The organism is Limnobacter sp. G6BE5S, assembly GCF_058448965.1.
In genome coordinates this window covers 473379-499453 of the sequence record NZ_JBZFLM010000002.1, presented here as the reverse complement: position 1 = coordinate 499453, position 26075 = coordinate 473379, and the positions used below count along the sequence as shown (strand labels likewise).

The 26075-nt window shown below is 51.4% G+C and carries 26 protein-coding genes; 2 read left to right on the top strand and 24 right to left on the bottom strand.

The window, feature by feature from the left end:
- Positions 1-11: 11 nt before the first annotated feature.
- From ACVL1J_RS05460 to ACVL1J_RS05400, 13 genes are all read right to left on the bottom strand, one after another.
- The gene (locus ACVL1J_RS05460; protein ID WP_341236353.1) at positions 12-1610 is read right to left on the bottom strand and encodes an ABC-F family ATPase; all 1599 of its coding nucleotides are present in this window, start codon (positions 1608-1610) and stop codon (positions 12-14) included.
- 90 nt (positions 1611-1700) lie between these two features.
- Positions 1701-2660: an LD-carboxypeptidase gene (locus ACVL1J_RS05455; protein WP_159570315.1), complete on the bottom strand. Its 960-nt coding sequence runs from the start codon at positions 2658-2660 to the stop codon at positions 1701-1703.
- 25 nt (positions 2661-2685) lie between these two features.
- Positions 2686-3456, bottom strand: coding sequence for a nucleoside deaminase (locus ACVL1J_RS05450; protein ID WP_341236354.1), 771 nt, complete (start codon positions 3454-3456; stop codon positions 2686-2688).
- A gap of 90 nt (positions 3457-3546) precedes the next feature.
- Positions 3547-4530 (bottom strand): branched-chain amino acid ABC transporter permease, encoded by a 984-nt coding sequence (locus tag ACVL1J_RS05445; protein WP_159570309.1) that lies wholly within the window; start codon positions 4528-4530, stop codon positions 3547-3549.
- A 13-nt stretch (positions 4531-4543) separates the two neighbouring features.
- Positions 4544-5428, bottom strand: coding sequence for a branched-chain amino acid ABC transporter permease (locus ACVL1J_RS05440; RefSeq protein ID WP_159570306.1), 885 nt, complete (start codon positions 5426-5428; stop codon positions 4544-4546).
- A 62-nt stretch (positions 5429-5490) separates the two neighbouring features.
- On the bottom strand, positions 5491-6696 hold the full coding sequence (locus ACVL1J_RS05435; protein WP_159570303.1) for an ABC transporter substrate-binding protein: 1206 nt from the start codon (positions 6694-6696) through the stop codon (positions 5491-5493).
- Between the two features lie 44 nt (positions 6697-6740).
- Entirely contained in the window at positions 6741-7448 is a 708-nt protein-coding gene (locus ACVL1J_RS05430; protein ID WP_159570300.1) for an ABC transporter ATP-binding protein, read from the bottom strand.
- Entirely contained in the window at positions 7448-8218 is a 771-nt protein-coding gene (locus tag ACVL1J_RS05425; protein WP_159570298.1) for an ABC transporter ATP-binding protein, read from the bottom strand. Before ACVL1J_RS05425 ends, ACVL1J_RS05430 begins: the two co-directional genes overlap by 1 nt.
- A 195-nt stretch (positions 8219-8413) precedes the next feature.
- On the bottom strand, positions 8414-10036 hold the full coding sequence (guaA, locus tag ACVL1J_RS05420; RefSeq protein WP_341236355.1) for a glutamine-hydrolyzing GMP synthase: 1623 nt from the start codon (positions 10034-10036) through the stop codon (positions 8414-8416).
- Positions 10037-10092: 56 nt separating this feature from the next.
- Complete coding sequence (locus ACVL1J_RS05415; protein WP_341236356.1) at positions 10093-11085, bottom strand: GAF domain-containing protein; 993 nt, start codon at positions 11083-11085, stop codon at positions 10093-10095.
- Between the two features lie 26 nt (positions 11086-11111).
- Positions 11112-12572 (bottom strand): IMP dehydrogenase, encoded by a 1461-nt coding sequence (gene guaB / locus ACVL1J_RS05410; protein ID WP_159570289.1) that lies wholly within the window; start codon positions 12570-12572, stop codon positions 11112-11114.
- Positions 12573-12661: 89 nt separating this feature from the next.
- Positions 12662-13018 (bottom strand): RnfH family protein, encoded by a 357-nt coding sequence (locus ACVL1J_RS05405; protein ID WP_341236357.1) that lies wholly within the window; start codon positions 13016-13018, stop codon positions 12662-12664.
- The gene (locus ACVL1J_RS05400) at positions 13018-13461 is read right to left on the bottom strand and encodes a type II toxin-antitoxin system RatA family toxin (RefSeq protein ID WP_159570283.1); all 444 of its coding nucleotides are present in this window, start codon (positions 13459-13461) and stop codon (positions 13018-13020) included. Before ACVL1J_RS05400 ends, ACVL1J_RS05405 begins: the two co-directional genes overlap by 1 nt.
- Before the next feature lie 101 nt (positions 13462-13562).
- Between ACVL1J_RS05400 and smpB the strand changes: the two genes are divergently transcribed.
- A complete protein-coding gene (gene smpB, locus ACVL1J_RS05395) occupies positions 13563-14012 on the top strand; it encodes an SsrA-binding protein SmpB (RefSeq protein ID WP_159570280.1) in 450 nt (149 codons plus the stop codon).
- A gap of 17 nt (positions 14013-14029) precedes the next feature.
- On the opposite strand, the gene ACVL1J_RS05390 is transcribed toward smpB, so the two are convergent.
- The 3 genes from ACVL1J_RS05390 to ppsA are packed head-to-tail and all read right to left on the bottom strand — an operon-like array spanning position 14030 to position 17829.
- Entirely contained in the window at positions 14030-14935 is a 906-nt protein-coding gene (locus ACVL1J_RS05390; protein ID WP_138517843.1) for an SPFH domain-containing protein, read from the bottom strand.
- Between the two features lie 47 nt (positions 14936-14982).
- Positions 14983-15405 (bottom strand): NfeD family protein, encoded by a 423-nt coding sequence (locus ACVL1J_RS05385; RefSeq protein WP_159570277.1) that lies wholly within the window; start codon positions 15403-15405, stop codon positions 14983-14985.
- A 15-nt stretch (positions 15406-15420) separates the two neighbouring features.
- Complete coding sequence (gene ppsA / locus ACVL1J_RS05380; RefSeq protein WP_341236358.1) at positions 15421-17829, bottom strand: phosphoenolpyruvate synthase; 2409 nt, start codon at positions 17827-17829, stop codon at positions 15421-15423.
- Positions 17830-17965: 136 nt separating this feature from the next.
- Between ppsA and ppsR the strand changes: the two genes are divergently transcribed.
- Positions 17966-18802, top strand: a complete 837-nt coding sequence (gene ppsR / locus ACVL1J_RS05375) for a posphoenolpyruvate synthetase regulatory kinase/phosphorylase PpsR (RefSeq protein ID WP_171035220.1) — start codon at positions 17966-17968, stop codon at positions 18800-18802.
- 6 nt (positions 18803-18808) lie between these two features.
- On the opposite strand, the gene ACVL1J_RS05370 is transcribed toward ppsR, so the two are convergent.
- From ACVL1J_RS05370 to ACVL1J_RS05335, 8 genes are read right to left on the bottom strand one after another with little or no spacing between them, the layout of a single operon-like run.
- Positions 18809-20482, bottom strand: coding sequence for a cryptochrome/deoxyribodipyrimidine photo-lyase family protein (locus tag ACVL1J_RS05370; RefSeq protein WP_341236359.1), 1674 nt, complete (start codon positions 20480-20482; stop codon positions 18809-18811).
- 47 nt (positions 20483-20529) lie between these two features.
- Positions 20530-21351 (bottom strand): TrmH family RNA methyltransferase, encoded by an 822-nt coding sequence (locus ACVL1J_RS05365; protein WP_159570268.1) that lies wholly within the window; start codon positions 21349-21351, stop codon positions 20530-20532.
- An 8-nt stretch (positions 21352-21359) separates the two neighbouring features.
- Positions 21360-22016, bottom strand: a complete 657-nt coding sequence (gene rnhB / locus ACVL1J_RS05360; protein ID WP_394672408.1) for a ribonuclease HII — start codon at positions 22014-22016, stop codon at positions 21360-21362.
- The gene (lpxB, locus tag ACVL1J_RS05355; protein WP_341236361.1) at positions 22009-23181 is read right to left on the bottom strand and encodes a lipid-A-disaccharide synthase; all 1173 of its coding nucleotides are present in this window, start codon (positions 23179-23181) and stop codon (positions 22009-22011) included. The genes rnhB and lpxB overlap by 8 nt, the downstream gene beginning before the upstream one ends.
- A gap of 3 nt (positions 23182-23184) precedes the next feature.
- A complete protein-coding gene (lpxA, locus tag ACVL1J_RS05350; RefSeq protein WP_159570261.1) occupies positions 23185-23973 on the bottom strand; it encodes an acyl-ACP--UDP-N-acetylglucosamine O-acyltransferase in 789 nt (262 codons plus the stop codon).
- Positions 23974-23986: 13 nt separating this feature from the next.
- A complete protein-coding gene (gene fabZ, locus ACVL1J_RS05345) occupies positions 23987-24436 on the bottom strand; it encodes a 3-hydroxyacyl-ACP dehydratase FabZ (RefSeq protein ID WP_236550863.1) in 450 nt (149 codons plus the stop codon).
- A 31-nt stretch (positions 24437-24467) separates the two neighbouring features.
- Positions 24468-25547 (bottom strand): UDP-3-O-(3-hydroxymyristoyl)glucosamine N-acyltransferase, encoded by a 1080-nt coding sequence (gene lpxD, locus ACVL1J_RS05340; RefSeq protein WP_491665158.1) that lies wholly within the window; start codon positions 25545-25547, stop codon positions 24468-24470.
- 9 nt (positions 25548-25556) lie between these two features.
- A complete protein-coding gene (locus ACVL1J_RS05335; protein WP_341236432.1) occupies positions 25557-26063 on the bottom strand; it encodes an OmpH/Skp family outer membrane protein in 507 nt (168 codons plus the stop codon).
- Positions 26064-26075 lie beyond the last annotated feature (12 nt).

Sequence of the window (26075 nt, the reverse complement as noted above, 5' to 3'; positions counted from 1 at the left end):
TTAATCCGCTTTTAAGCCAAACCCAAACTATCGCGGTATTCTTCGTAGGTACCGCGGTAGTCTGTAATACCGTCTTCGCGCATCTCGAAAATGCGCGTGGCAATGCCAGAAACAAATTGGCGGTCATGCGACACCACAAACACAGTGCCTTCGTATTTCTCAATGGCGTACTGCAAAGATTCAATCGATTCCATGTCAAGGTGGTTCGTCGGTTCATCAAGCAGCAACACGTTGTGCCTGCCCAGCATTAAACGACCAAACACCAGGCGGTTTTTCTCGCCACCGGAACACACTTTCACTTGCTTGCCAATTTCATCATTGGAAAACAGCAAGCGACCCAAAATACCGCGAATGACCTGATCGTCGTCTCCTTCTTGTGAGAAACGCTCTGTCCACTCGCGCAGGCTTAGTTTGGTATCAAATTCGTCGCTAACGTCTTGCGCCATGTAGCCAAGGTCTGCGTTTTCAGACCACTTCACCTCACCGTAAGTGGGCTCCATTGCTTTGGCCAGCAGTTTCAGCAAGGTGGTTTTTCCAACACCGTTGGCACCCACAATACCCACCTTGTCACCGGCTTCAACCATGATTGAAAAGTCGCGAATCACTTTGTTGTCGCCATAGGCCAGGCTGACATTGTCCAGCTCCACGGCCAAGCGGTGCATCTTCTTTTTCTGCTCAAAACGGATAAACGGGTTCTGGCGTGAAGAGGGCTTCAAAATCACAGTGTCTTGTTTGATCTTTTCAATCTGCTTTTGGCGCGATGTGGCCTGACGTGCCTTGGACTTGTTGGCCGCAAAACGGCGTACAAAGTCTTGCAAATCAGAAATACGTTCTTTGGCGCGGGCGTTCGAAGCCTGTGCCCGTTCGCGGGCCTGTGATGCAGCCAGCATGTAATCGTCGTAGTTACCCGGAACCACCTGCAGTGTGCCGTAATCCAGGTCGGCCATGTGGGTGCATACTTCGTTCAAAAAGTGACGGTCGTGGCTGATAATAATCATCGTGCTTTCATACTGATTCAGCACGTTTTCAAGCCAGGCAATCGTGTTGATGTCCAGGTTGTTCGTGGGTTCGTCCAGCAACAGCACATCGGGTTTTGAAAACAGGGCTTGTGCCAGCAACACGCGCAATTTCCAGCCTGGCGCAATTTCGCTCATGGGGCCATTGTGTTGGTCAGTGGGTATGCCTGCGCCCAACAGCAGTTCGCCTGCTCTTGATTCCGCTTCATAACCGCCGAATTCAGCGTAAACCGCTTCCAGGTCGGCCGCACGCATGTAGTCTTCATCGGTGGCCTCCGGGTTTGCGTACAGGGCATCGCGTTCTGTCATGGCGGCCCACATTTCTTTGTGGCCCATCATCACCACGTCGAGCACCCTGAATTCTTCAAATGCAAACTGGTCTTGGCTCAACTTGCCCAAGCGCACATGGGGGTCAATGTCCACATTGCCGCTGCTGGGTTCCAGGTCACCACCCAGAATTTTCATGAAGGTGGATTTGCCACAGCCGTTTGCGCCGATCAAGCCATAGCGGTTGCCATCGCCGAATTTCGCATTGATGTTTTCAAAAAGCGGCTTGGCGCCGAACTGCATGGTGATATTGGCTGCGGTGAGCATAAGTATTGGAAAATTCAGTGATTTTTAACGAAGGGGGCATTATACATGCCCAAGCTTCAGGTGCGCCAAGTGGGTGCTCTGAGTGGCGCCCTAGCGTGGGGTTTGGGTCAGGCGCGCAGAGTGCCCGCTGCCAAGCATCAAGGTGCCCATTCCACCCTGAAACCAACATGCCTTGGGGGTGCAGTGGCCAAAAGGAAAGTTCAGCAGCACGGGCACATGGTTCAACTGACGTTGCACAAATTCCGCTGCGCTGCTTAAAGTGTAGCCGTTGTCGTGTGTACCGGGCTTCGGCTCGCAAAAGTTACCCAGAACAACAGCCTGTTGTTGGGCCAGTACACCGGCATGCAGCAATTGAAGCAACATGCGCTCAATTTTGTAGGCGGGCTCATTCACATCTTCAAGCACCAGAATTCCGCCTGGCATGCTGGGTAGCCAAGGCGTTCCGAGCAGGCTGCACAACAAGGTCAGGTTGCCACCCCACACAGGGCCTTCAAACGTGGTTACAGGGTTGTGATTGTCGATCCCGAAATGCGCTGCAGGCCATTCAATATCCACGGCGTATTTGTTGACGGCACGCAAAAAGTGTTCAGCAGTCAGTGGGTCTGCGCCCTGCTCTGCCCCAAAATCGAAACAGGCCATGGGTCCATGCAACAAAGTAGATGGCTCGGCCCCTGCTTTCATCAGCGCCAGTTGCAAGCTGGTAATGTCGCTGTGACCGCACAAGAGATGTGCATTTGAATTCAATCGTGACGCGAGTTCAGGAAAGTTCAGCAGCGGTAACAAACGACTAAGTCCGTAACCTCCCCGAGTGGCCATGAGCACGCTTGGGGTGTTCAAGCAAAGTGCATGTTCCAGACTGAGCACACGAGTGGTTTCGTCGCCCGCAAAGCGTTGCACACGCAGTCGAGTTTCAGGCATTTCAGTCACCTGAAAGCCGTGTTGATCGCGCAGGTTAAAACAAGCGCGATCCAGCAGGGCCTCATCGACCAGTGCGCCACTGGGAGAAAACATGACAATTTGATTCGGTGCGTTGTGTGGTTTTGTGTTCAATTTAATTCCGGTTGCCAGTGTAATTTCACAAATACTGTTTCCATGAGCGAACAGGCTCACCATTCAAATAATCGCACAAACTGGCCAGTATGGCGGCCTGTTGTTCATGCGGGCCTGTTTTCAACTCGGCACTTCGTTCTGCCAACCTTTGGCTAGCCTGTTCCAGGCCCAATAGCAAAAAATCTTGCGGCGTGTGAAATCCAAGCAATGCAAGTTCGTCAATGGTTTGCTTGTTGGCATTGGGCAGGTGCAAAAGACTGGCCAAATCGGCAACCGCCTGTTCGCGTTGCTTGCGGCGTGTTTTAAAGAAATTACCCAGCAGTTTTTCGCTGGCTTGTGCCATACAGCCCGTTTCAAAGGCGCACGGGTGCCAGGCTTCGGCCTGTTCAAATACCGCAAGCGATTGAGTCAGATCACCGTTGAATCTCGATTGTGAACAGCCCACTACCACCCGCCCAATGCGTGCGTGCAATATGGCACCAATGCACATCAGGCAAGGTTGAAGCGTTACGTACAAAGTAGCCTGTGCACCCAAACGGTAGTTGCCCAGGCTTTGGCAGGCTTGTCGAATAACCTGGATTTCAGCGTGCGCGCAAGCGTCATTCAATGAAACCGGCGCGTTGTGCGCTTGGGCCACTGCTTTGCTGTTGATGACCAAGGCTGCGCCAATCGGCACTTCACCGTGTTGTGCGGCAAGCTCGGCTTGTTGAAGTGCAAGTTCCATCCAGGGCAAGTCTTCAGCCTGACCTTGGTGGGTCAGCACCGAAAATTTTCTGGGAAAATTGCTGGTTTGCATGTTTTCGAAAGTAAGCCAAAACGGTGCTGTCAGTTTGACATAAAAAAACCCGGCACTTGACCGGGTTCATGTTCTGTTGACTCGTTCAGATTACTGCTCCGATTTCAACAAACGACGTTGATTCCAGGCAATGATTTCACCCACAATGCCACGCCGGAATGCCAGCACCACCACAATGAAAATGAAGCCTGTCACAATCGTGACTTGCTCACCCAGCGAACGGAACCAGGCAATGTCAGTGGTCACTGCCATCCAGGTGCCAAACTCGCCGATGCGGTTTTCCAGGGCAATGATCACAATTGCACCCACAACGGGGCCAGCCAGGGTGCCCAAACCACCCACGAGTGTCATTAACACCACCAGGCCAGACATGCTCCAATGCACGTCGGTCAGTGTCTCGAACCCAAGCACGGTAGCCTTCGTGGCACCAGCAAGCCCTGACAAGGCTGCTGACAGAACAAACACAAGGAGCTTGTATTTGTCGACGTCATAACCAAGTGAAATGGCGCGCGGTTCATTTTCCTTGATGGCTTTTAGAACTTGTCCAAAGGGAGAATGCACGGTACGAACAATCAATGCATAGCCCAACATACAAATGGCCAGTACCACGAAGTACAGCGTGAGGTCGTCGCTTAAATCAACCACGCCAAACAATGTACCGCGCGGTATGCCTTGCAGGCCATCCTCGCCGCCGGTAAAAGGTGCTTGTAGAAAGATGAAGTACAGCATTTGCGCCAAGGCCAGGGTAATCATGGTGAAATAAATGCCTTGTCGACGAATGGCCAGTGCCCCCATGACCAAACCAATCAGGGCTGCAAATGCAACACCGGCAAGCAAGCCCAATTCAAAGGGCATTCCAAGGTCTCGAATCACATATCCAGCCATGTAGCCAGCGCCGCCTAAAAATGCAGCGTGCCCAAACGAAAGCAATCCGGTGTACCCAATCAATAGATTAAACGCACAGGCAAACAGTGCAAAACACAACAGCTTCATGAGTAGCACCGGGTACATGAAAAACGGTGCTGCCAATGCAAGAATGACTGCCGCAATGGCGATGATTGTATTTTTGTTCATTCTTTGAAACCCTTTATTTCTCGCGACCGAACAAACCGGCCGGGCGAATCATGAGCACAATGGCCATGATGATGAACACCACAGTGGCTGACAATTCGGGATAAAACACCCGGGTGAGCCCCTCTACGATTCCCAAGGTCAGGCCAGTAACAATCGCGCCAAGAATAGAACCCATGCCGCCGATCACCACCACTGCGAACACAGTAATAATGAGATTCGAACCCATTAGCGGTGAAATTTGAATGACTGGAGCAGCCAATACACCGGCAAACGCAGCCAAAGCCACGCCAAAGCCATAAGTCAAAGTCACCATCAATGGCACGTTGATACCAAATGCCTCAACCAGGCGCGGGTTTTCGGTGCCGGCACGCAGCAATGCACCCAGTTTGGTTTTTTCGATCATGATCCACGTTGCAAAACAAACAACAAGTGAAGCCACAACCACCCATGCCCGGTAATTGGGCAGAATCATGAATCCTAAATTGGTCGCGCCCTGCAAGGCTTCAGGTACTGAGTAGCGTTGACCTGATACACCATAGATTGAGCGAAACACGCCTTCCATCATCAAGGTGATGCCAAAGGTGAGCAGCAGGCCGTACAAGTGGTCGAGTTTATACAGCCACCGCAGCATTGTTTTTTCTATCAGTATTCCGAATGCACCCACCAGCAAGGGAGCAAGCAACAACATCACCCAGTAATTCAGGTTGAAATAGGCCATGCCCATCCAGGCAAAAAATGCCCCCATCATGTACAGGGCGCCGTGGGCAAAATTGATCACGTTAAGCAAGCCGAAAATAACAGCCAACCCCAGTGACAGCATGGCGTAAAAAGAGCCATTTACAAGGCCTAGAAGCAGCTGCCCCAGAAAAGCCTGCAAGGGAATTCCAAAAATTTCCATAAATACGAATCCAGCAAAAGCCCCCGACGTTTGTACACCCCGGGGGCTTTGGTCTTATTGAATTACTTCCACGAAGCGCACTTGGTTTCTGCTTTGGTGGTGAATGCCTGTTCGCCAGGAATGGATTGAACTACCTTCAGATAATCCCAAGGCTTTTTGGATTCCTTGGGGTCTTTCACTTGCATCAGGAACATGTCGTGAATCATGCTGCCGTCGGCACGGTAGTAACCGTTTTTGGCGTACATGTCGTTGACCTTTTGCTTGCGCAATGTGTCCATTACCTTGGCGCCATCGTCGGTGCCAGCTATTTTCACAGCGTTCAGGTATTGCAGGGTTGCTGAGTAATCCGCCGCTTGCAGGCTGCTGGGCATTTTCTTCATTTTGTCGAAGAATCGCTTGGACCACTTGCGGGTTTCATCGCTTTGGTCCCAATACCAGCTGTCCGTCAGGTACATGCCCTTGGTTTGTCCAAGACCCAAGGCGTGTACGTCGTTAATGAACATCAACAGACCCGCCAGCTTCATTGTGCCAGTGACACCAAATTCATTGGCTGCCTTGATGGAGTTAACTGTGTCGCCACCAGCATTGGCCAAGCCCAGAATTTGCGCACCTGAAGCTTGTGCTTGCAGCATGAAGCTGGAGAAATCGGATGCAGACAGCGGATGACGAATTGCGCCTTTCACTGAACCACCGTTGGCTTTCACCACCGCAGTGGTGTCTGTTTCAAGGGAAGTACCAAACGCATAGTCAGCCGTCAGGAAGTACCATGTTTTGCCGCCCTGCTTTGTTACCGCTGAACCCGTACCCTTGGCAAGCGCCACCGTGTCATAGGCATAGTGAATGCTGTATGGGTTGCATTCCTCATTGGTAATTCGGGCTGTGCCCGCACCAATTACGAAATTCGGTTTTTGTTTTTCCTCGGCCACTTTGGCCATGGCCAGTGCTGTACCCGAGTTGGTGCCGGAAATCAGCATGTCAACACCTTCGGTATCGAACCACTCGCGTGCCTTGCTTGCTGCAATGTCAGCCTTGTTCTGGTGGTCTGCAAAAACGATTTCAATTTTCTTGCCGTTCAGGGTGCCACCGAAATCAGCAATCGCCATTTTCACTGCTTCTACACCGCCGGGGCCATCAATGTCGGCATACAAACCAGACATGTCAGTGATCACACCAATCTTGATCGTGTCGTTGGAAATTTGCGCCTGGGCAGAGCCTGCAGCAAAAGCAAAAAGTACTGCCAGTCCGGTTGCGATTGGTTTTAATTTCATCATCATCTCCTTTGGTTGAAGTCCAATCCTTGAAAGGTTGGTTTTTATACGCCCAGCAGCGAATGCAGCACAGGCATTTTTTCATCGAGTTCAGAGGAAGCAAAAGCTTCAACAATTTGGCCGTGTTCTACCACGTAAAAACGGTCTGCCAAGGGAGCAGCAAAACGGAAATTCTGTTCCACCATCACAATGGTGTATCCCTTGGATTTCAGGGTAACAATCATCTTGGCCAAGGCCTGAACAATTACGGGTGCAAGCCCTTCCGAAATTTCATCGAGCAACAGCAATTTGGCACCTGTTCTCAGAATACGGGCCACGGCCAACATTTGCTGTTCCCCGCCCGACAGCCGCGTCCCCTGACTTTTTTTACGCTCGGCCAGATTGGGAAACATGTCATAAATTTCTGCCACGCTCATGCCTTTGTCTGTCTTTGAAACAAAAGGCGGCAACATCAGGTTTTCTTCAGCAGACAGCGAAGAAAATATTCCGCGTTCTTCCGGGCAATAACCCACACCCAAGTGCGCAATTTTGTGAGTGGCCATGTTGATGGCTTCTGTGCCGTTGATTTTGATTGACCCTTTGCGTGCACCTGTCAAACCCATGATGGCGCGCAAAGTGCTAGTCCGCCCTGCTCCGTTTCGACCCAGAAGCGTAACCACTTCCCCAGTTTTTACGGTGAGATTCAAATTGTGCAGAATGTGTGATTCGCCATACCAGGCGTTCAAGCCAGAAATTTCAAGTGCAGTGCTCATCAATGTGCCCCTTCCAACACGCCTGTGCTGGAACCCATGTAGGCCTCCATGACTTCTGGATTGCGGGAAACCTCTTCATAGCTTCCTTCTGCCAGTACAGCACCACGCTGAAGCACTGAAATGCGGTCGCAAATTCCCGCGACCACATTCATATTGTGTTCCACCATGAGAATGGTTCTACCGGCAGAAACTTTCTTGATCAATTGGGTAACGCGGTCTACATCCTCGTGGCCCATGCCTTGCGTGGGCTCGTCAAGCAGCATCAGTGCGGGCTCCATCCCCAAGGTGGTCGCAATTTCCAGTGCCCGTTTGCGACCATAAGGCAAGTCCACTGTCATGGTGTCTGCAAAATCGTCAAGATCAACAAGTGAAAGTAACTCCATGGCTTTGTCATTCAGCACAGAGAGTTTCTTTTCGCTTTTCCAAAAATGAAAGGAATTACCTAGAGGGCGTTGCAAGCCAATACGCACGTTTTCAAGCACTGTGAGGTGCGGAAACACGGCCGAGATCTGGAAGGAACGGATGATGCCTTGCCGGGCAATTTGAGCGGGCTTGGCCTTGGTGATGTCTTTGCCGTTGAATAAAATTTGACCCGACGTGGGCGTTAAAAATTTCGTCAACAAGTTAAAACAGGTTGTTTTGCCCGCGCCATTGGGGCCGATCAGCGCGTGGATATGACCACGCTGTACTTTCAAATTCACATCGCTGACCGCAGTGAATCCTTTGAATTCCTTGGTCAACGCCCTTGTCTCCAACACTACTTCTGCCATGGGTTCTCCATGTTGTCATTGTCGTTGTGCCAATTGGCGCTGGGCTGCGCCATTGGTTAAATATCGTCAACGATGGTGGCATGTGTATTTTCATTCGGGAATTAGGGCAAACCTCACCCCCAAGGCGTAAAAAAGCCCGCATGTGCGGGCCTTTTTGTAAGGTTAGGGTAAGTGATCAGTCCAACAGAACGATGTTTATTCCCACTCAATGGTGGCAGGCGGCTTTCCAGAGACATCGTAGACCACACGATTGACGCCTTTCACCTCGTTGATAATGCGGTTTGAAACACGCCCGAGCAGCGAATATGGAAGGTGTGCCCAATGGGCTGTCATGAAGTCTTGGGTTTGCACCGCGCGAATGGCAACCACGTACTCGTAGGTGCGGCCATCACCCATCACACCCACCGACTTCACTGGCAAGAATACCGCGAAGGCCTGGCTGGTCAGGTCATACCACGACTTGCCTATTTGCTCCGCCGTACACAATTCGGCAGCCGCATCTTTTGCAGTGGCCTTGGTGTTGCGCAATTCTTCAATGAATACGGCATCGGCACGCTGCAAAATTTCAGCATATTCGGCTTTCACTTCGCCCAGAATACGAACACCCAGGCCGGGCCCAGGGAATGGATGGCGGTATACCATTTCGGGATCCAATCCCAATTCCACGCCAAGTTTGCGCACTTCATCCTTGAACAAATCGCGCAAAGGTTCGAGCAAGCTAAGGTTCAATGTGTCGGGCAAACCGCCCACATTGTGGTGGCTTTTGATGCTGGTGGCCTTGCCTGTTTTGGCACCGGCAGACTCAATTACATCGGGATAAATGGTGCCCTGTGCAAGCCATTTTGCGTTGGCGCGCAGGCCGGCCTCTCGCTGGAATATATCGACAAATGCCTTGCCGATAATTTTGCGTTTTGCTTCAGGGTCGGTAACGCCTTTAAGCTGACCCATGAATTCTTCGGTTGCGTTCACATGCACCACGCGCACACCCAGGTGTTTCGCGAATGTTTCCATAACCTGCTCACCCTCTTTGAGGCGGAGTAAGCCGTGGTCTACAAATACACACGTGAGCTGATCACCAATGGCCTTGTGAATAAGCGCAGCAGCCACGGATGAATCCACTCCACCCGAAAGGCCCAGAATGACCTCATCGGAGCCCACCTGGGCACGAATCTTTTCAACCGCTTCGTCTACAAAACTTGGCATGGACCAATCGCCCTTACAGCCGCAAATGTCGCGTACAAAACGAGCCAATATTTCTTTGCCTTTTTGGGTATGCGTTACTTCCGGGTGAAATTGAACCGCATAGAAGCCACGGTCCTCATCGGCCATGCCTGCAATTGGACAAGATGGTGTGGATGCCATGAGTTTAAAGTTTGGCGGCAACTCGGTGACCTTGTCGCCATGGCTCATCCAGACATTCAACAGGCCATGTCCCTGTTCATTGGTTTCGTCTTGAATGCCATCAAACAATTTGGTGTGGCCGCGTGCCCGAATTTGAGCATGACCGAATTCTCGAACAGTACCGGCTTCTACCTTGCCGCCCAATTGCATGGCCATGGTTTGCATGCCGTAGCAAATACCGAGTACCGGTACACCAAGATTGAACACAATTTCGGGTGCACGGTCGGTGCTCTCTTCATAAGCAGACTGGTGGCTACCCGACAAAATAATGCCTGATGCGCCGTAATTCTGAATGCGCTCAGCGTCTACATCGCAAGGCAGAATTTCGCAGAAAACGCCGCTTTCACGAACTCGACGGGCAATAAGTTGAGTGACCTGTGACCCGAAGTCGAGTACCAAAATTTTTTGATGATTCATGAAGAGTTCTTTGAATGTCTTAAAGGTAATGGGCCCAATACAAATTCGGTATGGGCTTAACTAAGGCTCAACAAGCGGTCGACTGCCTGCACCGAGGTGCACCTGAGTTCGTCGCCAGACAAGGTGAGAAAATTGATGTCCACATCTACCAAGGCCTTCACGCCATGAGTTTCGAGTGTGGTTTCACCGAAGCGGGTTTTTAGTTGTTCCAGCAAACGCGTCATTTCGGAATTGGTCATGCCAGAACAAACGGCCACAAATGCATCAGCGCCAAGGGAGCCAACACTTGAACCGTTGGGCAATACGTCCCGCACAATTGATGCAGTGAATTTGCTGAAGTCGACAATTCGGTCACGACCAAACCGGTTGAGTATCAAATCGAACGAACTTAGCTTAACGTGTATCAAAGAAAGGTCTTCTTCCAGGCGGCAGGCATGCTCAAGCTCTTTGTTTAACAATGCTTCAAAGCCACGCCGGTTCCATGAGCCCACAACAGGATCAATTAGCAGTGAACGTTGATTTTCGTTGAGCGAGCGTACAAAACGAGTCACCACATTGTCATCGACGGGTTTGGCAATTTCCACTTCGACCAAACGTGCGAAATCACGTAGATCCTGCTTGTCTTCCACGGAAAATACGCGTGGCACGCTGTCAATCACGCAAAGCGTACCAATAGTGAGCCCGAAGGAATCCCGAAGGGGTTGGCCCGCATAAAACCGGATTCGCGGCCCGTCCACTACCAAGGGGTTGTCCGTGAATCGCGGATCCATCAAGGCGTTTTCAACCACCAAAGGCTCGTCACTGAGAATGGCATGTCCACAGAATGAAACTTCTCGATCTGTGGAGCATGCGTTCAGGCCTTGCAGCGATTTGAACCACTGTATTTCTTTATACACAATGGTGACCAACGCGGTGTCGATGTCGAAGTGCCGACACACCAACCGCGTGATTCGATCAAACCTTGCTTCCGAGGGGGAATAAATCATCCCCAAATTCTGGATCGCTCGTGTTCTTTCTTCTTCGTTGTGTGGAATGTCTGGCTTTTGCATGTCTACTTCGCTATTTTCAGGCCTTGTTAATCGACATGGTAGTTCGGCGCTTCTTTGGTGATTTGAACATCATGTACATGCGACTCTCGAATGCCAGCCGATGAAATTTCAACAAATTCAGCCCTGTCGTGCATTTCTGCGATTGACCTGCAGCCCACGTAACCCATGGATGAGCGAACTCCACCCACCAACTGGTAAATGATGGACAACACAGAGCCTTTGTAAGGCACGCGACCCTCAATGCCCTCGGGTACTAATTTGTCGGCGTTGTTTGCTGGATCCTGGAAATAACGGTCCGCAGAGCCCTGCGTCATGGCCCCCAAAGAACCCATGCCGCGGTAGGCCTTGTAGCTTCTACCTTGAAATAGCACCACCTCACCGGGCGCTTCTTCGGTACCGGCGAACATGCCACCCATCATGGCAGCACTCGCACCCGCCGCCAACGCCTTGGAAATATCGCCAGAATAGCGAATGCCACCATCGGCAATGACCGGTACGCCAGTGCCTTTCAATGCTTTGGCCACATTGGCAATTGCGCTAATCTGGGGCACGCCCACACCAGCAACAATGCGTGTTGTACAAATTGAACCTGGGCCAATGCCAACCTTCACGCCATCTGCGCCGTGTTCCATCAGCGCCAGCGCCGCACTGGCAGTGGCAATATTGCCACCGATCACATCCACCTGCGGGAAGTTCTGTTTGACCCAGCGCACCCGCTCCAGTACGCCTTTGCTGTGGCCATGGGCTGTATCAACAACGAGCACATCGACACCAGCCGCAACCAGTTTTTCAACGCGCTCTTCGGTACCGTCACCAACGCCCACAGCTGCGCCTACGCGCAATTTGCCGTGAATGTCTTTGCTGGCCCAAGGGTGTTCAGTGGCTTTCTGAATGTCTTTAACAGTGATCAAGCCTTTCAGCGTGTTGTCCGCATCCATCACCAACACGCGCTCCAGGCGGTGCTTGTGCATGAGTGCTTTGGCTTGTTCCAGGCTGTCGTCTTCTGACACCGTGACCAAGCGCTCACGCGGGGTCATCACGTTGGAAACGGGCTGATCCAGTTTGGTTTCGAAACGCAAGTCGCGGTTCGTGACAATGCCCACCACCTTGCCGTTCTTGACAACAGGCAGGCCTGAGATTTTGTGTTGTTGTGTAAGTGCTATGACCTGACGAACTGTGAGTTCGGGCTCGATCGTAATCGGATCGCGAAGTACGCCAGACTCGTGGCGTTTTACTTTCGCTACCTCGGCTGCTTGCTGCGTTGCTGTCAGGTTCTTGTGAACAATACCGATCCCACCTTCCTGTGCCATGGCAATGGCCAGCCTGGCTTCAGTCACAGTGTCCATGGCGGCGGACACCAGAGGAATGTTCAGGCTGATGTTTCGAGTCAGTTGGGTAGACAGGGATGTGTCTTTGGGAAGAACGTCTGAGAACGCAGGAACCAGCAATACATCATCAAACGTTAACGCTTTCTGCGTGACACGCATGCAATTTCTCCTTGCGCAAAAGCGAATTATAAAGGATACCCAGCCCACCTGTTTTGGTTTGCAAACAGAAAAACCGGGGAATTTAAGATTTAGGTGGTCGTTTTTGACTGCTTGCGGCTTCGGCGCTCGTACCTGGCCAATTCTTTCTGTCGTTTTGTGAGTACTTTGTGTCGGGCTCGCCTGCGACGACTTTCCATGGGATCGAAGCACAGACTGTCAAGAATTTCAATGCGATCGCCTGGATGTAGAAGCATCCCCGGGGTGGCATACAAACCGTAAACGGCCACGGCTCGCTCATTTAACAGAGAAGATATACGCTCAGCGCTGAAACCGATGGCATGGAGAGCCTGTTCTACTGTGGCCTTCTCGGGCAACTCAAGTAATTTGGGTGATGCAGTAAGCACGCCTGTGTCGTTGGGGCCAAGCTCAAGCCAGTGAACCTGCATTACCCTGCCCCTGTGCTGTGAAGCGACTCGGCCCGTTTAATAAATGAATCAACAAAACTATTGGCCAGGCTAGTGAATACTGGCCCAACCAGTTGCTCCAGCATTTTGCTGGAGAATTCGTAGGCCAGCTTGAAATGCACCTTGCAGGCCTCGGGCGTAAGCTCGATGAAGTGCCACGTGCCCTCAAGGTGGGTGAATGGCCCCTCCACCAATGTCATGTGGATTTCCTGGTGTGGTGTGAGTTTGTTCATGGTGCAAAAACTTTGTTTAACACCTTTGAAGGCAATTTCCACGGTTGCTTTTTCAGTGTTGTCGCCCAAAGGCTCAACGCTTCCAGCGCCGCACCACGGCAAGAATTGGGGATAATCGGCCACCGCCCGCACCAAATCGAACATTTGTTGCGTGGAAAAATGAACCAACACGGACTTTTCTACAATGGCCATGAATGCTGAAGGGTTTGTTTCCCGCTCGGAGAAAGGATTAAACTCTCTATTTTAGCGTTTTTCACGCTGCGCCGCATCCAAAGGACGTTTTCGCCGAATTCATGAGCATTATTGATAACAAAAAAGCAGGTTTTGATTACTTCATTGAAGAGAAGTACGAGGCGGGCATTGCGTTGGAAGGCTGGGAAGTCAAATCCATTCGCGATGGCCGGGTTCAAATCAAGGAAAGCCACATTGTGGTTCGTAACGGCGAACTGTGGCTGCTGAATTGCCACATTTCACCGTTGACCAGTGCTTCGACCCACGTGAACCCCGTGAACACAAGAACACGCAAGTTGTTGATGCACAAGAAAGAAATTAATCGCTTGATTGGCAAGGTGGAGCAAAAAGGTTATTCACTGGTGCCACTGAACCTTCACTTCAAGAATGGTCGGGTGAAGGTGGACATGGCCTTGGCCAAGGGCAAAAAGCAACACGACAAGCGCGATACATTGAAAGACAAAGACTGGAAGCGCGAGCAGGAGCGGTTAATGAAGATTCACCGCACCTGATTCAACAAGCCGGGCAATTATTTGCCCTGCTTCACCACCTGCATGGCCGCTGCCACCATTGAACCCATGTTCGACAAGTCGCCGGGTAGAATCAGCGTGTTGCCTACCTTCGCGACGCCCGAGAACGCCTCAATGTACTGTTCGGCCACTTTCAAATTCACCGCTTCCATGCCGCCAGGCTCGGCCACAGCTGCTGCCACTTTGCGCAGTGCCTCTGCAGTGGCTTCGGCTATTTCCTTGATCGCACCGGCCTCACCTTGAGCGCGGTTGATGGCAGCAATTCGATCACCCTCCGAGCGGGCGATAGCAGATTCACGCTCGCCATTGGCAATGTTGATTTGCTCTTGCTTGCGGCCTTCGGAAGCGGCGATCAGGGCGCGTTTTTCACGCTCGGCCGTGATTTGCGCCTGCATTGAAAGTAAAATCTCACGTGGCGGCGTCAAGTCTTTGATTTCATAGCGAAGTACCTTGACACCCCAGTTCATGGCGGCTTCATCGAGTGCCTGAACAATCGCAGCGTTGATCATGTCCCGTTCTTCAAAGGTTTTGTCCAGTTCCATGCGACCAATAATCGAACGCAAAGTGGTTTGCGCCAATTGGGTAATCGCACTGATGTAGTCGCTGGAGCCATAGCTCGCCCGCATGGCATCTGTGACTTGAAAATACAAAATGCCATCGACCTGAAGTTGTGTGTTGTCTTTGGTAATACACACCTGGCTGGGCACATCGAGGGGAATTTCTTTCAGGGAATGCTTGTAAGAGACGCGTTCAATGAAAGGCACCAGGAAATTCAAACCCGCCTGCAAGGTGCGGTCGTACTTGCCCAAACGCTCTACAACCCATGCACTTTGCTGCGGCACAATACGCAGGGCCTGACTGACGAACACAATCGCCAGAATCAATATGACAATTGAAACTTCCATGAAAACTCTCCTTTGATTGGCAGGTCCGTGGGACCAGACCAGGCCGATTATGCGTGTGTCGATATGCTTTTGACTTTCAGGACATTGCCCTGAACATCGACAATTTGATGCAGGCCGCTTACAGGCGTTGCGTCAGTGCTCTCTGCAGCCCAGGAGGCACCACGATATTGCACATTGGTACGCCCACCCGCATTCCAGCTGGAAATTTCAAGCTTGTTGCCGATGTCGAGTAAATCATGTTGTTTGTCTGTTTTGCTCCGCTTGACTGAGCGGTTGCGAAGTAGAAGGCTGCCAGCCACCGCAAACACGGCGGCTGTGCCAATTTGAATTTCAAGTCCGTAGCCCAGATAGGCCATCAGTGCACCGATGGCCGCACCCAAAGACACCATGAGCAAGTAAAACGTACCTGTGGTGATCTCGGCAATCAACAAAATACCCGCCAATACCAACCACAGTGAGAAATTGCTCAATGGTGTGACTCCTTTTTACTTTTTGTTGAACTTGTCCGCCAGTTTCTGCCAGGTATCTATAACCGTATCTGGGTTCAATGAAATGGATTCAATGCCCTCGCCGGCCAGCCACAAAGCAAAGTCGGGGTGATCCGAGGGCCCTTGCCCGCAAATACCCACATATTTGCCCTTGGATTTGCAAGCGTCAATGGCTTTGCTTAACAAGGCACGCACTGCCGGGTCACGTTCGTCGAAATCAGCTGCCAAAATATCCAGCCCAGAATCTCGGTCAAGCCCCAAGGTGAGTTGAGTCAGGTCGTTGGAGCCAATGGAGAATCCATCAAAGTACTCCAGGAACTGATCGGCCAACACCGCGTTGGACGGCACTTCACACATCATGACCACTTTCAGGCCGTTCTCGCCGCGCTTTAGTCCGTTGCGACCCAACAAGTCCACCACGCGGGCGGCCTGGTTCAAAGTACGCACAAACGGAATCATGATTTGAACGTTGTCCAGGCCCATTTGTTCGCGAACACGCTTCAAAGCCAGGCATTCCATTTCAAAACATTCGGCAAACTCTTCAGAAATGTAGCGCGCCGCACCCCGGAAGCCCAACATTGGGTTTTCTTCCTCGGGTTCGTACCGGCTGCCGCCGATCAATTTGCGGTATTCGTTTGACTTGAAATCGGACATCCGCACAATCACTGGCTTTGGATAAAAAGCGGCCGCAATGGTTGCAACGCCTTCAGCCAGTTTGTCGACGAAAAATGCAACCGGGCTGGCATGGCCGCGTGCCACGCTTTCAACTGCTTTTTTCAGGTCAGCATCTACATTGGGGTAGTCAAGAATGGCCTTGGGGTGAATGCCAATCGCGTTGTTGATGATGAATTCAAGGCGGGCCAAGCCAACACCTTTGTTGGGCAGTTGGCAAAACTCAAAAGCCAATTGTGGGTTGCCCACGTTCATCATGATTTTTACGGGAATTTCAGGCAGCGCACCGCGTTTCACTTCGCTGACTTCGGTTTCCAGCAAACCCTCATAAATATAACCGGTGTCGCCTTCCGAACAACTCACTGTCACCAGCATGCCTTCGGTCAGTTTCTCGGTGGCATCACCACAACCCACCACCGCTGGAATACCCAGTTCACGCGCAATAATCGCGGCGTGGCAAGTGCGGCCACCCCGGTTGGTCACAATGGCTGCGGCGCGTTTCATGACCGGTTCCCAGTTGGGATCGGTCATGTCGGTAACCAAAATATCGCCAGCCTGAACACGGTCCATCTCAGATGAATCATTGATGACGCGCACAGAGCCCGCACCAATTTTCTGACCAATTGCCCGACCCGAACTCAAAATTGCTGAATTGCCCTTGAGCTTGTAACGCAACTGTACATCGTTGTCTTTCTGGGAATTCACGGTTTCCGGACGTGCTTGCAAAATGTACAGCTTGCCGTCGATGCCGTCTTTGCCCCATTCAATGTCCATGGGGCGACCGTAATGCTTTTCGATGATCATGGCGTACTTGGCCAACTCGATTACATCGTCGTCGTTCAGTGAATAGCGGTTGCGCTGCTCAGCAGGTACATCCACGGTGCGCACACTTTTACCACTTTCCTTCAGCGCGTCAAATTCCATCTTGATCAGCTTGGAGCCAATTTGGCGACGAATAATGGGGTAGCTGCCCGCAGCCAAAGTCGGCTTGAACACATAAAACTCATCGGGGTTAACTGCGCCCTGCACCACTGTTTCGCCCAAGCCATAGCTTGAGGTAATGAAGACAACCTGATCGAAGCCGCTTTCGGTGTCCATGGTAAACATGACGCCAGAAGCAGCTTTGTCAGAGCGGACCATGCGCTGCACGCCCGCACTCAGAGCCACATCTGCGTGGGCAAAGCCCTTGTGAACACGATAGGAAATGGCACGGTCGTTGTAAAGCGATGCAAACACTTCCTTGATTTTTTCCAATACATCGTCAATGCCAGTGACGTTCAGGAAAGATTCTTGTTGGCCTGCAAAGGACGCGTCGGGCAAGTCTTCAGCAGTTGCTGAAGAACGCACAGCGACTGAAATTTCACCACTGCTTTGCGCCATCATGGTGGCGTAGGAGTCGCGAATCTCTTTTTCGAGATCGGCAGGCAACGGTGCCTCAATGACCCAATTGCGGATTTCTGCACCGGCTTGAGTCAACGCCCGAACATCTTCCACGTTCAGGGCATCGAGCTTGGCGTTGATTCGTTCAACCAGATTATTGGCTTTCAGAAACTCGCGGAAGGCATGGGCTGTTGTGGCAAAGCCACCAGGCACACGCACACCGGTTTCTGCCAATTGGGAGATCATTTCCCCCAGAGACGAGTTTTTACCGCCGACAGTTTCTACATCTTCCATTCGAAGTTTTTCGAATGGTGCAACAAGAGCTGTTGGGCTAACTCCTTGATTTGTTGACATTGATTCACCTTGTAGTTCAAAAGAAATAGTGAATGCGGCGAATTGGGTGCACACGCATCGACTATTTCCTCTGATTTCTTTTTATGATTGTAACTGTAACCCGACCTTTTGCCACCGATACATACAGGATTGATTCATGTCAGAAAATGTAAGCCAGGAACGTACGGTAGTTTTTGTGTCAGACGGCACAGGCATTACCGCAGAAACCCTTGGCCACTCGGTGTTGTCACAATTTGAAGGCATCCGGTTCAAGCAAATTCGGATCCCCTTTATTGATTCAGAAGTGAAGGCAATTTCGGCGCGGCAAAAGATCAATGACATTGCAAAATACGATGGTCAAAAGCCGATTGTTTTTAGCACCTTGGTGAACTCGGTCATTAACGACGTGGTGAAACAGGCCGATGGCGTGTTCATGGATTTGTTCCTCACCTTCGTAGAGCCTTTGGAAAAAGAGCTGGACATCAAAAGCACTCACCGCATTGGCCGTTCACACACAATTGCAGACAACGAGCAATACAAGAATCGAATTGAAGCAATCAACTACACCCTTGCGCATGACGACGGTCAAACCCACAAAGACCTGCAAGCCGCCGATGTGATATTGGTTGGGGTATCACGTTCAGGTAAAACACCCACGAGCCTGTATTTGGCCATGCAATACGGTATTAAGGCCGCGAACTACCCTTTGATACCTGAGGACTTTGAACGGGGTGAATTGCCAACTGCCCTACCCCCTTTCAAAGACAAAATTTTTGGACTCTCGATTTCACCCGAACGTTTAAGCGAAATTCGCAACGAGCGTCGACCGGGGAGCAAATACGCATCACTGGAAAATTGCAGGCAGGAAATTAAAGCGGCTGAATTCATGATGCGCCGCGAGGGCATCAGCTGGTTGAGTTCGACCAGCAAATCGATCGAAGAAATTTCAACGACAATTTTGCAGCAGTTGAATTTGGGTTCGCCGATTTATTAAGCACGCTTAAAACAAGCTTTGTTGTGGGTCGGTTTGTGCAACAGACTCGCCAATTTCTTTTTTCTTGCCGCGTGGCGCAGGCGTGCCATTGCGGTTTGGATTTCTCGAGCCGTGCTTCTCGTAAACACGTTTTGATTCCTCTGCAAAACCTTTGCGATGCCTGAATTCGGTAATGTTCGCTCGCGCTTTGGCAATTGCCGTATCCGGATCAACTATCGGCCAAGGGTAATGTTCACCCACCCTGCAGCCACATTCTTGTTGAATCAAAAGCGGCGTATTCCAGGGTTCAGCTATCCAGGGGTCAGGGATATTTTTCAGTTCAGGTATCCAGCGCCGAATAAACACACCCTTTGGATCATGGTCTTTGGCTTGCTTGACCGGGTTATAAATACGCAAGGTATTAATACCCGTGACGCCAGACTGCATTTGAAATTGCGGGTAGTGAATCCCGGGTTCGTAATCCAGGAATTCACGCGCCAACATGGGCGCAGTATGCCGCCAATCCAGCCACAACTGGTATGAAGCAAAAGCCACCAGCATGGCACGCATGCGAAAGTTGACCCAACCCGTGGCGCGTAGCATTCGCATGCATGCATCAACCATGGGAAAGCCGGTGCGTCCTTCGATCCACGCCATGGCCTTGTTGCTTTCTTCTGGCGTTAACGCTGCAAAATTACGCATGCCGTTCAAGCCGCGGTGAGCAGATCGATATTCAAGTTCGGGTTCGCTTTCCAGTTTTTGAATAAAATGACAATGCCAGTGCAATCGACTTTCAAATGATTTCAGGGACTGTCGCCACTGCGTTTGAACCTTGGGTGGCAGTGCGCTTTCAGCCAGTTGTTGGCGAGCCTGACCCAATTCCTCCAGCACTTCCCGAATGGAAATTACACCAAAAGCCAGGTAGGGAGAGATGCGCGAGCAGGCTGATTCAGCGCTTAAGGGGCTGGACATCTCGAAGCGGTAATTCATTCCTCGTTCATTTAAAAATTCATTCAGACACGCATGCGCATGTCGCCGACCTCCGCGTTGGCGCAAGGCTTTGTCGCTTAATTGTTTTGGATAAAAGTGTGCAACGTGAGCCCATTGGGGCCAAAGTGATCGGTTCAATTGCGCACAGGGCAGTCCATTTTCTTCAAGCTTTTGTTGCAGGCTTTGCGGAAACTCAAACCAGGTGGCTTGCGAAAGCCCCGAGAAAACGGGTTTGGCCAGTACTGGTTTGCGCATGGTTTCGAGCCAAAGCTTGCCCCAGTCGTCGCGGTTTCCAAGCCGCCGCACTACTGCATTAGTCGGAAACTCAACCCAGGTTGTGGTGTGTTTTTTGCACCAGGATTTGATTTCTTTGTCTCGCTCAAAGCTGGCCCAGTTGCCCGTCTCTTCGTGGCTGTAAATGGTGATTTGCTCACAGCACAAAGCCAGTGTTTGCAAGGCAACCGGCGCATTGGCTTTGGCCAGCAACAAGGGCACATGCTCTGGTAAATCCTCAGCGATTTCCTGAAGGCATTCGCGTGCAAACTCAAAATGTTGGGGAGCGCTGTCGGCTTGCCGGATCAGTTTGGGCTCAAGGCAATACAATGCCACCACACAACCCTTGGTCTCGTGTGCTGCTGCAACTGCAGCATGCCAGGGGGCATGGTCGCTAAGGCGCAGGTCTTTTTTTAGCCAAACAAGGTGCAGGTGCATGCGGCAATATCCAAATACCACTGTTTAAGTGTACAGTGTATTTGATTTTACCGTCTTTGCCTGAATTGTTCAAACAAACACACGGCACTGCTGCTGCCCACGTTCAGGCTCTCAATGTATTTGCTTTGTGGAATTCGAATGTGCTCACTTGCACGATCAAGCCAGGCTTGGCTCACGCCCTGCCCTTCGCTGCCAAACACCCAAACACCTGCAGGCTTTAAATTGGCGTCAAACAGGTCGATACTTTTCGGATGAAGACTGGTAACCCTGACTGGCGTTTTTAGCGGCCCCAAAGAAAGCGCTTTCAGCAACTCCGCTTCGGAATAAAGTTGCAAGCTGAACTGTGCGCCCATGCCTGCACGCAGCACTTTGTCGCTCCATACCCAGGCGCTGTGGTCGCTCAAGGCCACTTGCTTTATCCCGGCGGCCGCACAATTTCGCAACAAGGTGCCCACATTGCCCGGGTCCTGAATACCATCCAGCAATGCGATGTCGTGGTTTAAATCAATGGTGCTACTGGCATTCACGGGCTCAAAAAATATCATGGGGCCCGTTGGTGTTGCCAGCTTGCTAAGCTTGGCATACAGCGCGTCGCTTAGAACCAGGCAGCGCACTTGCCCTTCTTCCAGCACATCACTTAATGCGGACATGGTGAGCCACTCTGGCTTGTTCAACAGGCTTTGAGGAATCCACACCGATTCAATGCTGACGCCGGGCAGGTGCAACAGGGTTTGCGCAAGGTGCAAGCCTTCAGCCGCAGCCAAGCCACTATTGCGCAAGGCATGGTTCGACGACAGCAGTTTGATGGCTGCTTTCAAGCGTTCGTTTTGGGCAGACTCAATCTGCGTAAAATTGCGTTCGTAACTCATGCCTGCCTTTAAAGTGCCAAGTCTTGTTGAGCACGTTCCAATGCTTCGCGCACAGGTCTGAATGATTTTCTGTGAACCTGTGTTGCGCCATGTTCCACCAACAATGCCATGTGACGGGCAGTGGGATAGCCCATGTGAACATCCAGTTCATACTGGGGATACTGAAGCGCGTGTGTTTTGCACCATTCGTCTCGAGCAACTTTTGCCAAAATGGATCCCGCTGAGATCGCTGGAATTTTTGTATCGCCCTTCACCACTGCAATGGCCCTGTAAGGCCACTTGGGCAATTTGTTGCCATCCACGACCACCAGGCATTGCTCAGGTTTCAGTTTTGCTTGTTCAAGCACCGAATCAACGGCCCGCCACATGGCCAGTAAACTGGCTTGCAGTATGTTCAGGTGATCAATTTCTTCCACAGTTGCCTGGGCCACTGCACTGGCTTGTGCTTGGTGCTTGATCGCTGCGGCCAGGTGCTCTCGTTTTTTAGCGCTTAGTGTCTTTGAACAAGCCAATCCGTCAATGATGTTGGGTTCATGTAACAAGGCAGCGCCCGCCACCACAGGGCCGCAAAGGGGGCCGCGACCAGCTTCATCCACACCAATGACCAGAAGGCCGTGCTGTGCAGCGTATGCCTGAATATCAGGCCATTCATGAAGCCTAACCATGCATGACCTGCTGAATCACGCGGCTTGCAATTTCTCCTGACGGCTTCAACAGGCGCTGGTGCTGTTCTGCAAACAGCGTTTGAAGTTTGTCGCGATTTGCGTCGTTGTCCAGCTGAAAAAGTGCTTTTTCAGCCAAAGCGATCGGTGTCGCATCGTCTTGCAGCAATTCAGGCACCGCAAACTCGTTCAGTAAAATATTGGGCAAACCCACGTAGGGTTGGTAGCCCTTGCCTTTCATCATTTGGTAGCTTAACCAAGGCATTTTGTAGGCAATGACCATGGGCTTGCGGTACATCATCGCCTCTAGGGTGGCGGTGCCGCTGGCCAGCATGACTGCATCAGCTGCCGCCATGCATTCGTGGGACTTGCCCTCGACCAAAGCCCAGCGATCAAGCAATTGCGGCGGAACCATGCTCCTGAACATATCCAGCAATTTGCTTGCTGGTGGCATCGGAGTAACAAAGCGCAAATCGGGTTTGTGTTTCAGTAGCTCAAGGCCCGCTTGCACAAATGCCGGGCCAATGTGTTTGACTTCGGCCCCCCTGCTGCCCGGTAACACAGCAAGAAGTTGCCCTTCGCTTTGTAAGCCCAACGCGGCGCGATACACCAAAGGATCAATTTGTTGTGGCACCAATGCAGCCATGGGATGACCAATGTAAGTTGCCGATATGCCCTCTTTCGCCAAAATTTCAGGCTCAAAAGGAAATATGCACAACACATGGCTGCATGCGGCTTTTATTTTATGAATACGCTCCATGCGCCAGGCCCAAATGGATGGGCAAACCACATGCACTGTGGGCACTCCGCTTTCATGCAGGGCCAACTCAAGATTCAAATTGAAGTCGGGCGCGTCAACACCCACAAATACTTTGGGACGATTGTGTACTGACCAATGCTGAATCAGGTTTTTGCGCATTTTCAGCAAACGGGGCAAATGACGCAAAACCTCAACATAGCCGCGCACAGAAAGTTCTTCCGATCCGTGCAAAGGCTTTACGCCAAGGTCCCTAAGCTTGGGGCCAGCAATGCCTTCCATTGCCAGTGATTGGGTTTGTATCAGGTGTTCAATCGCCAGGGCACCTATCCAGTCACCAGAAGCCTCGCCAACAGCAATGGCCAGGTCAACCGGGACGGTGGAATAAGGCGTTACCGCAGCGTTCGCCATGACTTAGCGAATAATGCCGCGGGTGGCTTCGTCGAGAAATGCCTTCATGTAGACAAGGTGCGGCTTCGCATCGTCGGGTGCGGCATTGCTCAACGAGTCGATTGACTCCTTTGCTTCGGCAATGCTTAGACCCTGGCGATAAATTGCCTTGTAAGCCCTTTTAATGTTCAGAACCGCATCGGGTGAAAATCCCCTGCGTTTCAAGCCTTCAGAGTTTATGCCTGCCGGCGCAGCCGGGTAGCCCGCTGCCATGACAAATGGAGGTACGTCTTGCATCAACTTGGTCTGGAAAGCCGTCATGGCATGGTCGCCCACACGGATGAACTGGTGAATACCGCTCATTCCCCCCAGGATCACCCAGTCACCAATAATGACGTGACCCGCCAATTGCACGCTATTGGCAATAATGGTGTTGCTGCCAATGTGGCAGTCGTGCGCAATGTGCACATAAGCCATAATCCAATTGTCATTGGCCAGGGTGGTTTTGCCACCGTCTTGCACGGTACCGGTGTTGAAGGTGCAGTACTCCCGAACGGTGTTTCTGTCACCAATGATCAACTCGGTGGGTTCACCTTTGTATTTTTTATCTTGGGGGTCGCCGCCAATGGTGGCCGCCCCATGAAATACATTGTCTTCACCAATGGTGGTGTGGCCGCTAATTACCATGTGTGGGCCAATTTTGGTACGGGCACCAATTTTCACATTGGGTCCGATCACTGAAAACGGCCCAACTTCTACCGTGCTGTCCAGTTCTGCCTTGGGATCGACTATTGCAGATGCATGTATGGGCATTTGAAAGTGTTCCTTAAACCTCGCGGGCCGTGCACATTAAATCAGCCAGCGCGACCACATTGCCATCCACAAGCGCTTTCGCAGCGTATTTCCAGATACCGCGCGATACGCGTTCCACTTGAACATCCAGCATCAGTACATCACCGGGCACAACAGGTCGCTTGAAACGACAGTTGTCGATACCCACGAAGTAATACACGAGGTTCTTGTCGGGCGCGGCTTCCATGGATTTAAACGACAACAAGCCTGCGGCCTGTGCCAACGCTTCCATGATCAACACGCCGGGCATGACCGGGTGGACCGGAAAGTGTCCCGGAAAAAATGGCTCGTTGTAACTGACGTTTTTCTGGGCCAGAATTCGAACATTCGGTTCAAGTTCAAGCACCCGATCTACGAGTACAAAAGGGTAACGGTGCGGCAAATTTTCCAAAATGCCTTTGATGTCCATAACTGGCGTATTCATAGCTTCTGAGTTCACACTTTAAAATTTGGGTTTATTGTTTTTTCAACTCGCGCACTTCATTGCGCAACTTGAGTAATTGCTTGAGAGTTACTGCAGTTTTCTCCCAATCCTTGTGTTCTTGCAAGGGGAAAATTCCGGTGTAGGCACCGGGCTCCTTGATACTGCTCATGACCACAGAAGCCCCGGAGACATGAGTACCATCCGGAATATTCAAGTGACCGAACACCATGGCCGCGCCACCCACTGTGCAGCGTGCGCCAATGGCCGTGCTGCCTGCAATTCCAACGCAGCCCGCCATGGCGGAGTGTTCTCCCACCGTGACATTGTGAGCGATCTGGATTTGATTATCCAGTTTTACGCCGAAACCGATCAATGTGTCGTCGAGCGCACCCCGGTCAATGGTGGTGTTTGCCCCAATTTCAACCTGATCAGCAATAACAACCCGACCAACTTGCGGAATTTTTACCCAAGCGCCTTTTTCATTGGCAAAGCCAAAGCCGTCTGCACCGATCACCACACCTGCATGAATCACGCAGTGCGAGCCAATTACGCATTCGTCATACACGGTCACATTCGGATAAATTCGGGTGGCATCACCCACTTCAACATGGTTGCCCAAAACTACGCCAGCCTCAATTCGGCTGCCTTCTCCCACTTTGACATGGGCTCCAATCACACAATTGGCAGCAACCATCGCGCTGGGTGCAATTGTGGCGGTGGGATCTACAACAGCACGCGGATGAATACCCGCCTGAGGCTTGAACTCACTGCGGGCTACCCACCATTGTTGTAATTTGGCGTAGTACAGGTATGGGTCGTTCACCAACCAGGCCACGCTGGAAGGTGCATGAGCAGCGCTTTCTTCCAGGTATTGGCAGATTGATTCGAATTGGGATTCGCGAACAAGCACTACACCGGCTTTCGTCGAAAGCAGTTGATCGCGAAACTTTGGGTTGGCAAGAAAGCCGAGGTGGTTCCCCCCGGCTTTTTCAAGTGACTGAATTCCAGTAAGCACAATGTCGCCAGCCACCGTCTGATCATCACCAAACGAAGCCAGTCGGCCACCGAACTGCTCAAGCAGTGTGCTGAGCTTCGTCTCAATGAAATTCATTGATGTGGTTTACTTCGCGTTGTCCAAGCTGCCGAGCACCTGGTCTGTGATGTCGATGCGCTTGTGGGCGTACACTGCTTCCTGGAAAATAATATCGTAGTTTTCCTTTTCAGCAATTTGACGAATGACTCGGTTCGCCCGCTCCACCAGCTCGCCCACCACCTGATTTTTGCGCTGAGCCAAGTCTTCTTCAAATTCGCGACGCTTGCGCTGGAAATCACGGTCCATTTCGGCCAGGTCACGCTGACGACGAACCTTCTCTGCTTCAGGCAAAGTAATGGCATCTTTGTCCAGCTTGGTGGCCTCGGCCTTGACCTTGGTTGCCAGATCTTCCAGTTCTTTCTGACGCTTGGAAAAATCCCGTTCCAGTTTTTTCTGAGACTCGACTGCGAACTTGGAGTCACGCAAAATGCGTTCTGTGTTCACAAATCCGATCTTTGTCGCTGCTTGAGCGTGGGACATGGTTGGCAATACAACCGCCAGGGACAACGCACCACCAATCAACAATTTTTTCACACTATTCAAAAC

Coding starts and splice junctions, on each gene's coding strand:
- ACVL1J_RS05435 (WP_159570303.1), bottom strand. CDS start 6,696: ATGAAATTAAAACCAATCGCAACCGGACTGGCAGTACTTTTTGCTTTT.
- lpxD (WP_491665158.1), bottom strand. CDS start 25,547: ATGAATTTCATTGAGACGAAGCTCAGCACACTGCTTGAGCAGTTCGGT.
- guaA (WP_341236355.1), bottom strand. CDS start 10,036: ATGAATCATCAAAAAATTTTGGTACTCGACTTCGGGTCACAGGTCACT.
- fabZ (WP_236550863.1), bottom strand. CDS start 24,436: ATGAATACGCCAGTTATGGACATCAAAGGCATTTTGGAAAATTTGCCG.
- ppsA (WP_341236358.1), bottom strand. CDS start 17,829: ATGTCAACAAATCAAGGAGTTAGCCCAACAGCTCTTGTTGCACCATTC.
- ACVL1J_RS05445 (WP_159570309.1), bottom strand. CDS start 4,530: ATGAACAAAAATACAATCATCGCCATTGCGGCAGTCATTCTTGCATTG.
- ACVL1J_RS05425 (WP_159570298.1), bottom strand. CDS start 8,218: ATGGCAGAAGTAGTGTTGGAGACAAGGGCGTTGACCAAGGAATTCAAA.
- ACVL1J_RS05460 (WP_341236353.1), bottom strand. CDS start 1,610: ATGCTCACCGCAGCCAATATCACCATGCAGTTCGGCGCCAAGCCGCTT.
- lpxA (WP_159570261.1), bottom strand. CDS start 23,973: ATGCCCATACATGCATCTGCAATAGTCGATCCCAAGGCAGAACTGGAC.
- ACVL1J_RS05440 (WP_159570306.1), bottom strand. CDS start 5,428: ATGGAAATTTTTGGAATTCCCTTGCAGGCTTTTCTGGGGCAGCTGCTT.
- rnhB (WP_394672408.1), bottom strand. CDS start 22,016: ATGGTTAGGCTTCATGAATGGCCTGATATTCAGGCATACGCTGCACAG.
- smpB (WP_159570280.1), top strand. CDS start 13,563: ATGAGCATTATTGATAACAAAAAAGCAGGTTTTGATTACTTCATTGAA.
- ACVL1J_RS05400 (WP_159570283.1), bottom strand. CDS start 13,461: ATGGCCATTGTAGAAAAGTCCGTGTTGGTTCATTTTTCCACGCAACAA.
- lpxB (WP_341236361.1), bottom strand. CDS start 23,181: ATGGCGAACGCTGCGGTAACGCCTTATTCCACCGTCCCGGTTGACCTG.
- ACVL1J_RS05450 (WP_341236354.1), bottom strand. CDS start 3,456: ATGCAAACCAGCAATTTTCCCAGAAAATTTTCGGTGCTGACCCACCAA.
- ACVL1J_RS05430 (WP_159570300.1), bottom strand. CDS start 7,448: ATGAGCACTGCACTTGAAATTTCTGGCTTGAACGCCTGGTATGGCGAA.
- ACVL1J_RS05365 (WP_159570268.1), bottom strand. CDS start 21,351: ATGAGTTACGAACGCAATTTTACGCAGATTGAGTCTGCCCAAAACGAA.
- ACVL1J_RS05390 (WP_138517843.1), bottom strand. CDS start 14,935: ATGGAAGTTTCAATTGTCATATTGATTCTGGCGATTGTGTTCGTCAGT.
- ppsR (WP_171035220.1), top strand. CDS start 17,966: ATGTCAGAAAATGTAAGCCAGGAACGTACGGTAGTTTTTGTGTCAGAC.
- guaB (WP_159570289.1), bottom strand. CDS start 12,572: ATGCGTGTCACGCAGAAAGCGTTAACGTTTGATGATGTATTGCTGGTT.
- ACVL1J_RS05370 (WP_341236359.1), bottom strand. CDS start 20,482: ATGCACCTGCACCTTGTTTGGCTAAAAAAAGACCTGCGCCTTAGCGAC.
- ACVL1J_RS05415 (WP_341236356.1), bottom strand. CDS start 11,085: ATGCAAAAGCCAGACATTCCACACAACGAAGAAGAAAGAACACGAGCG.
- ACVL1J_RS05405 (WP_341236357.1), bottom strand. CDS start 13,018: ATGCAGGTTCACTGGCTTGAGCTTGGCCCCAACGACACAGGCGTGCTT.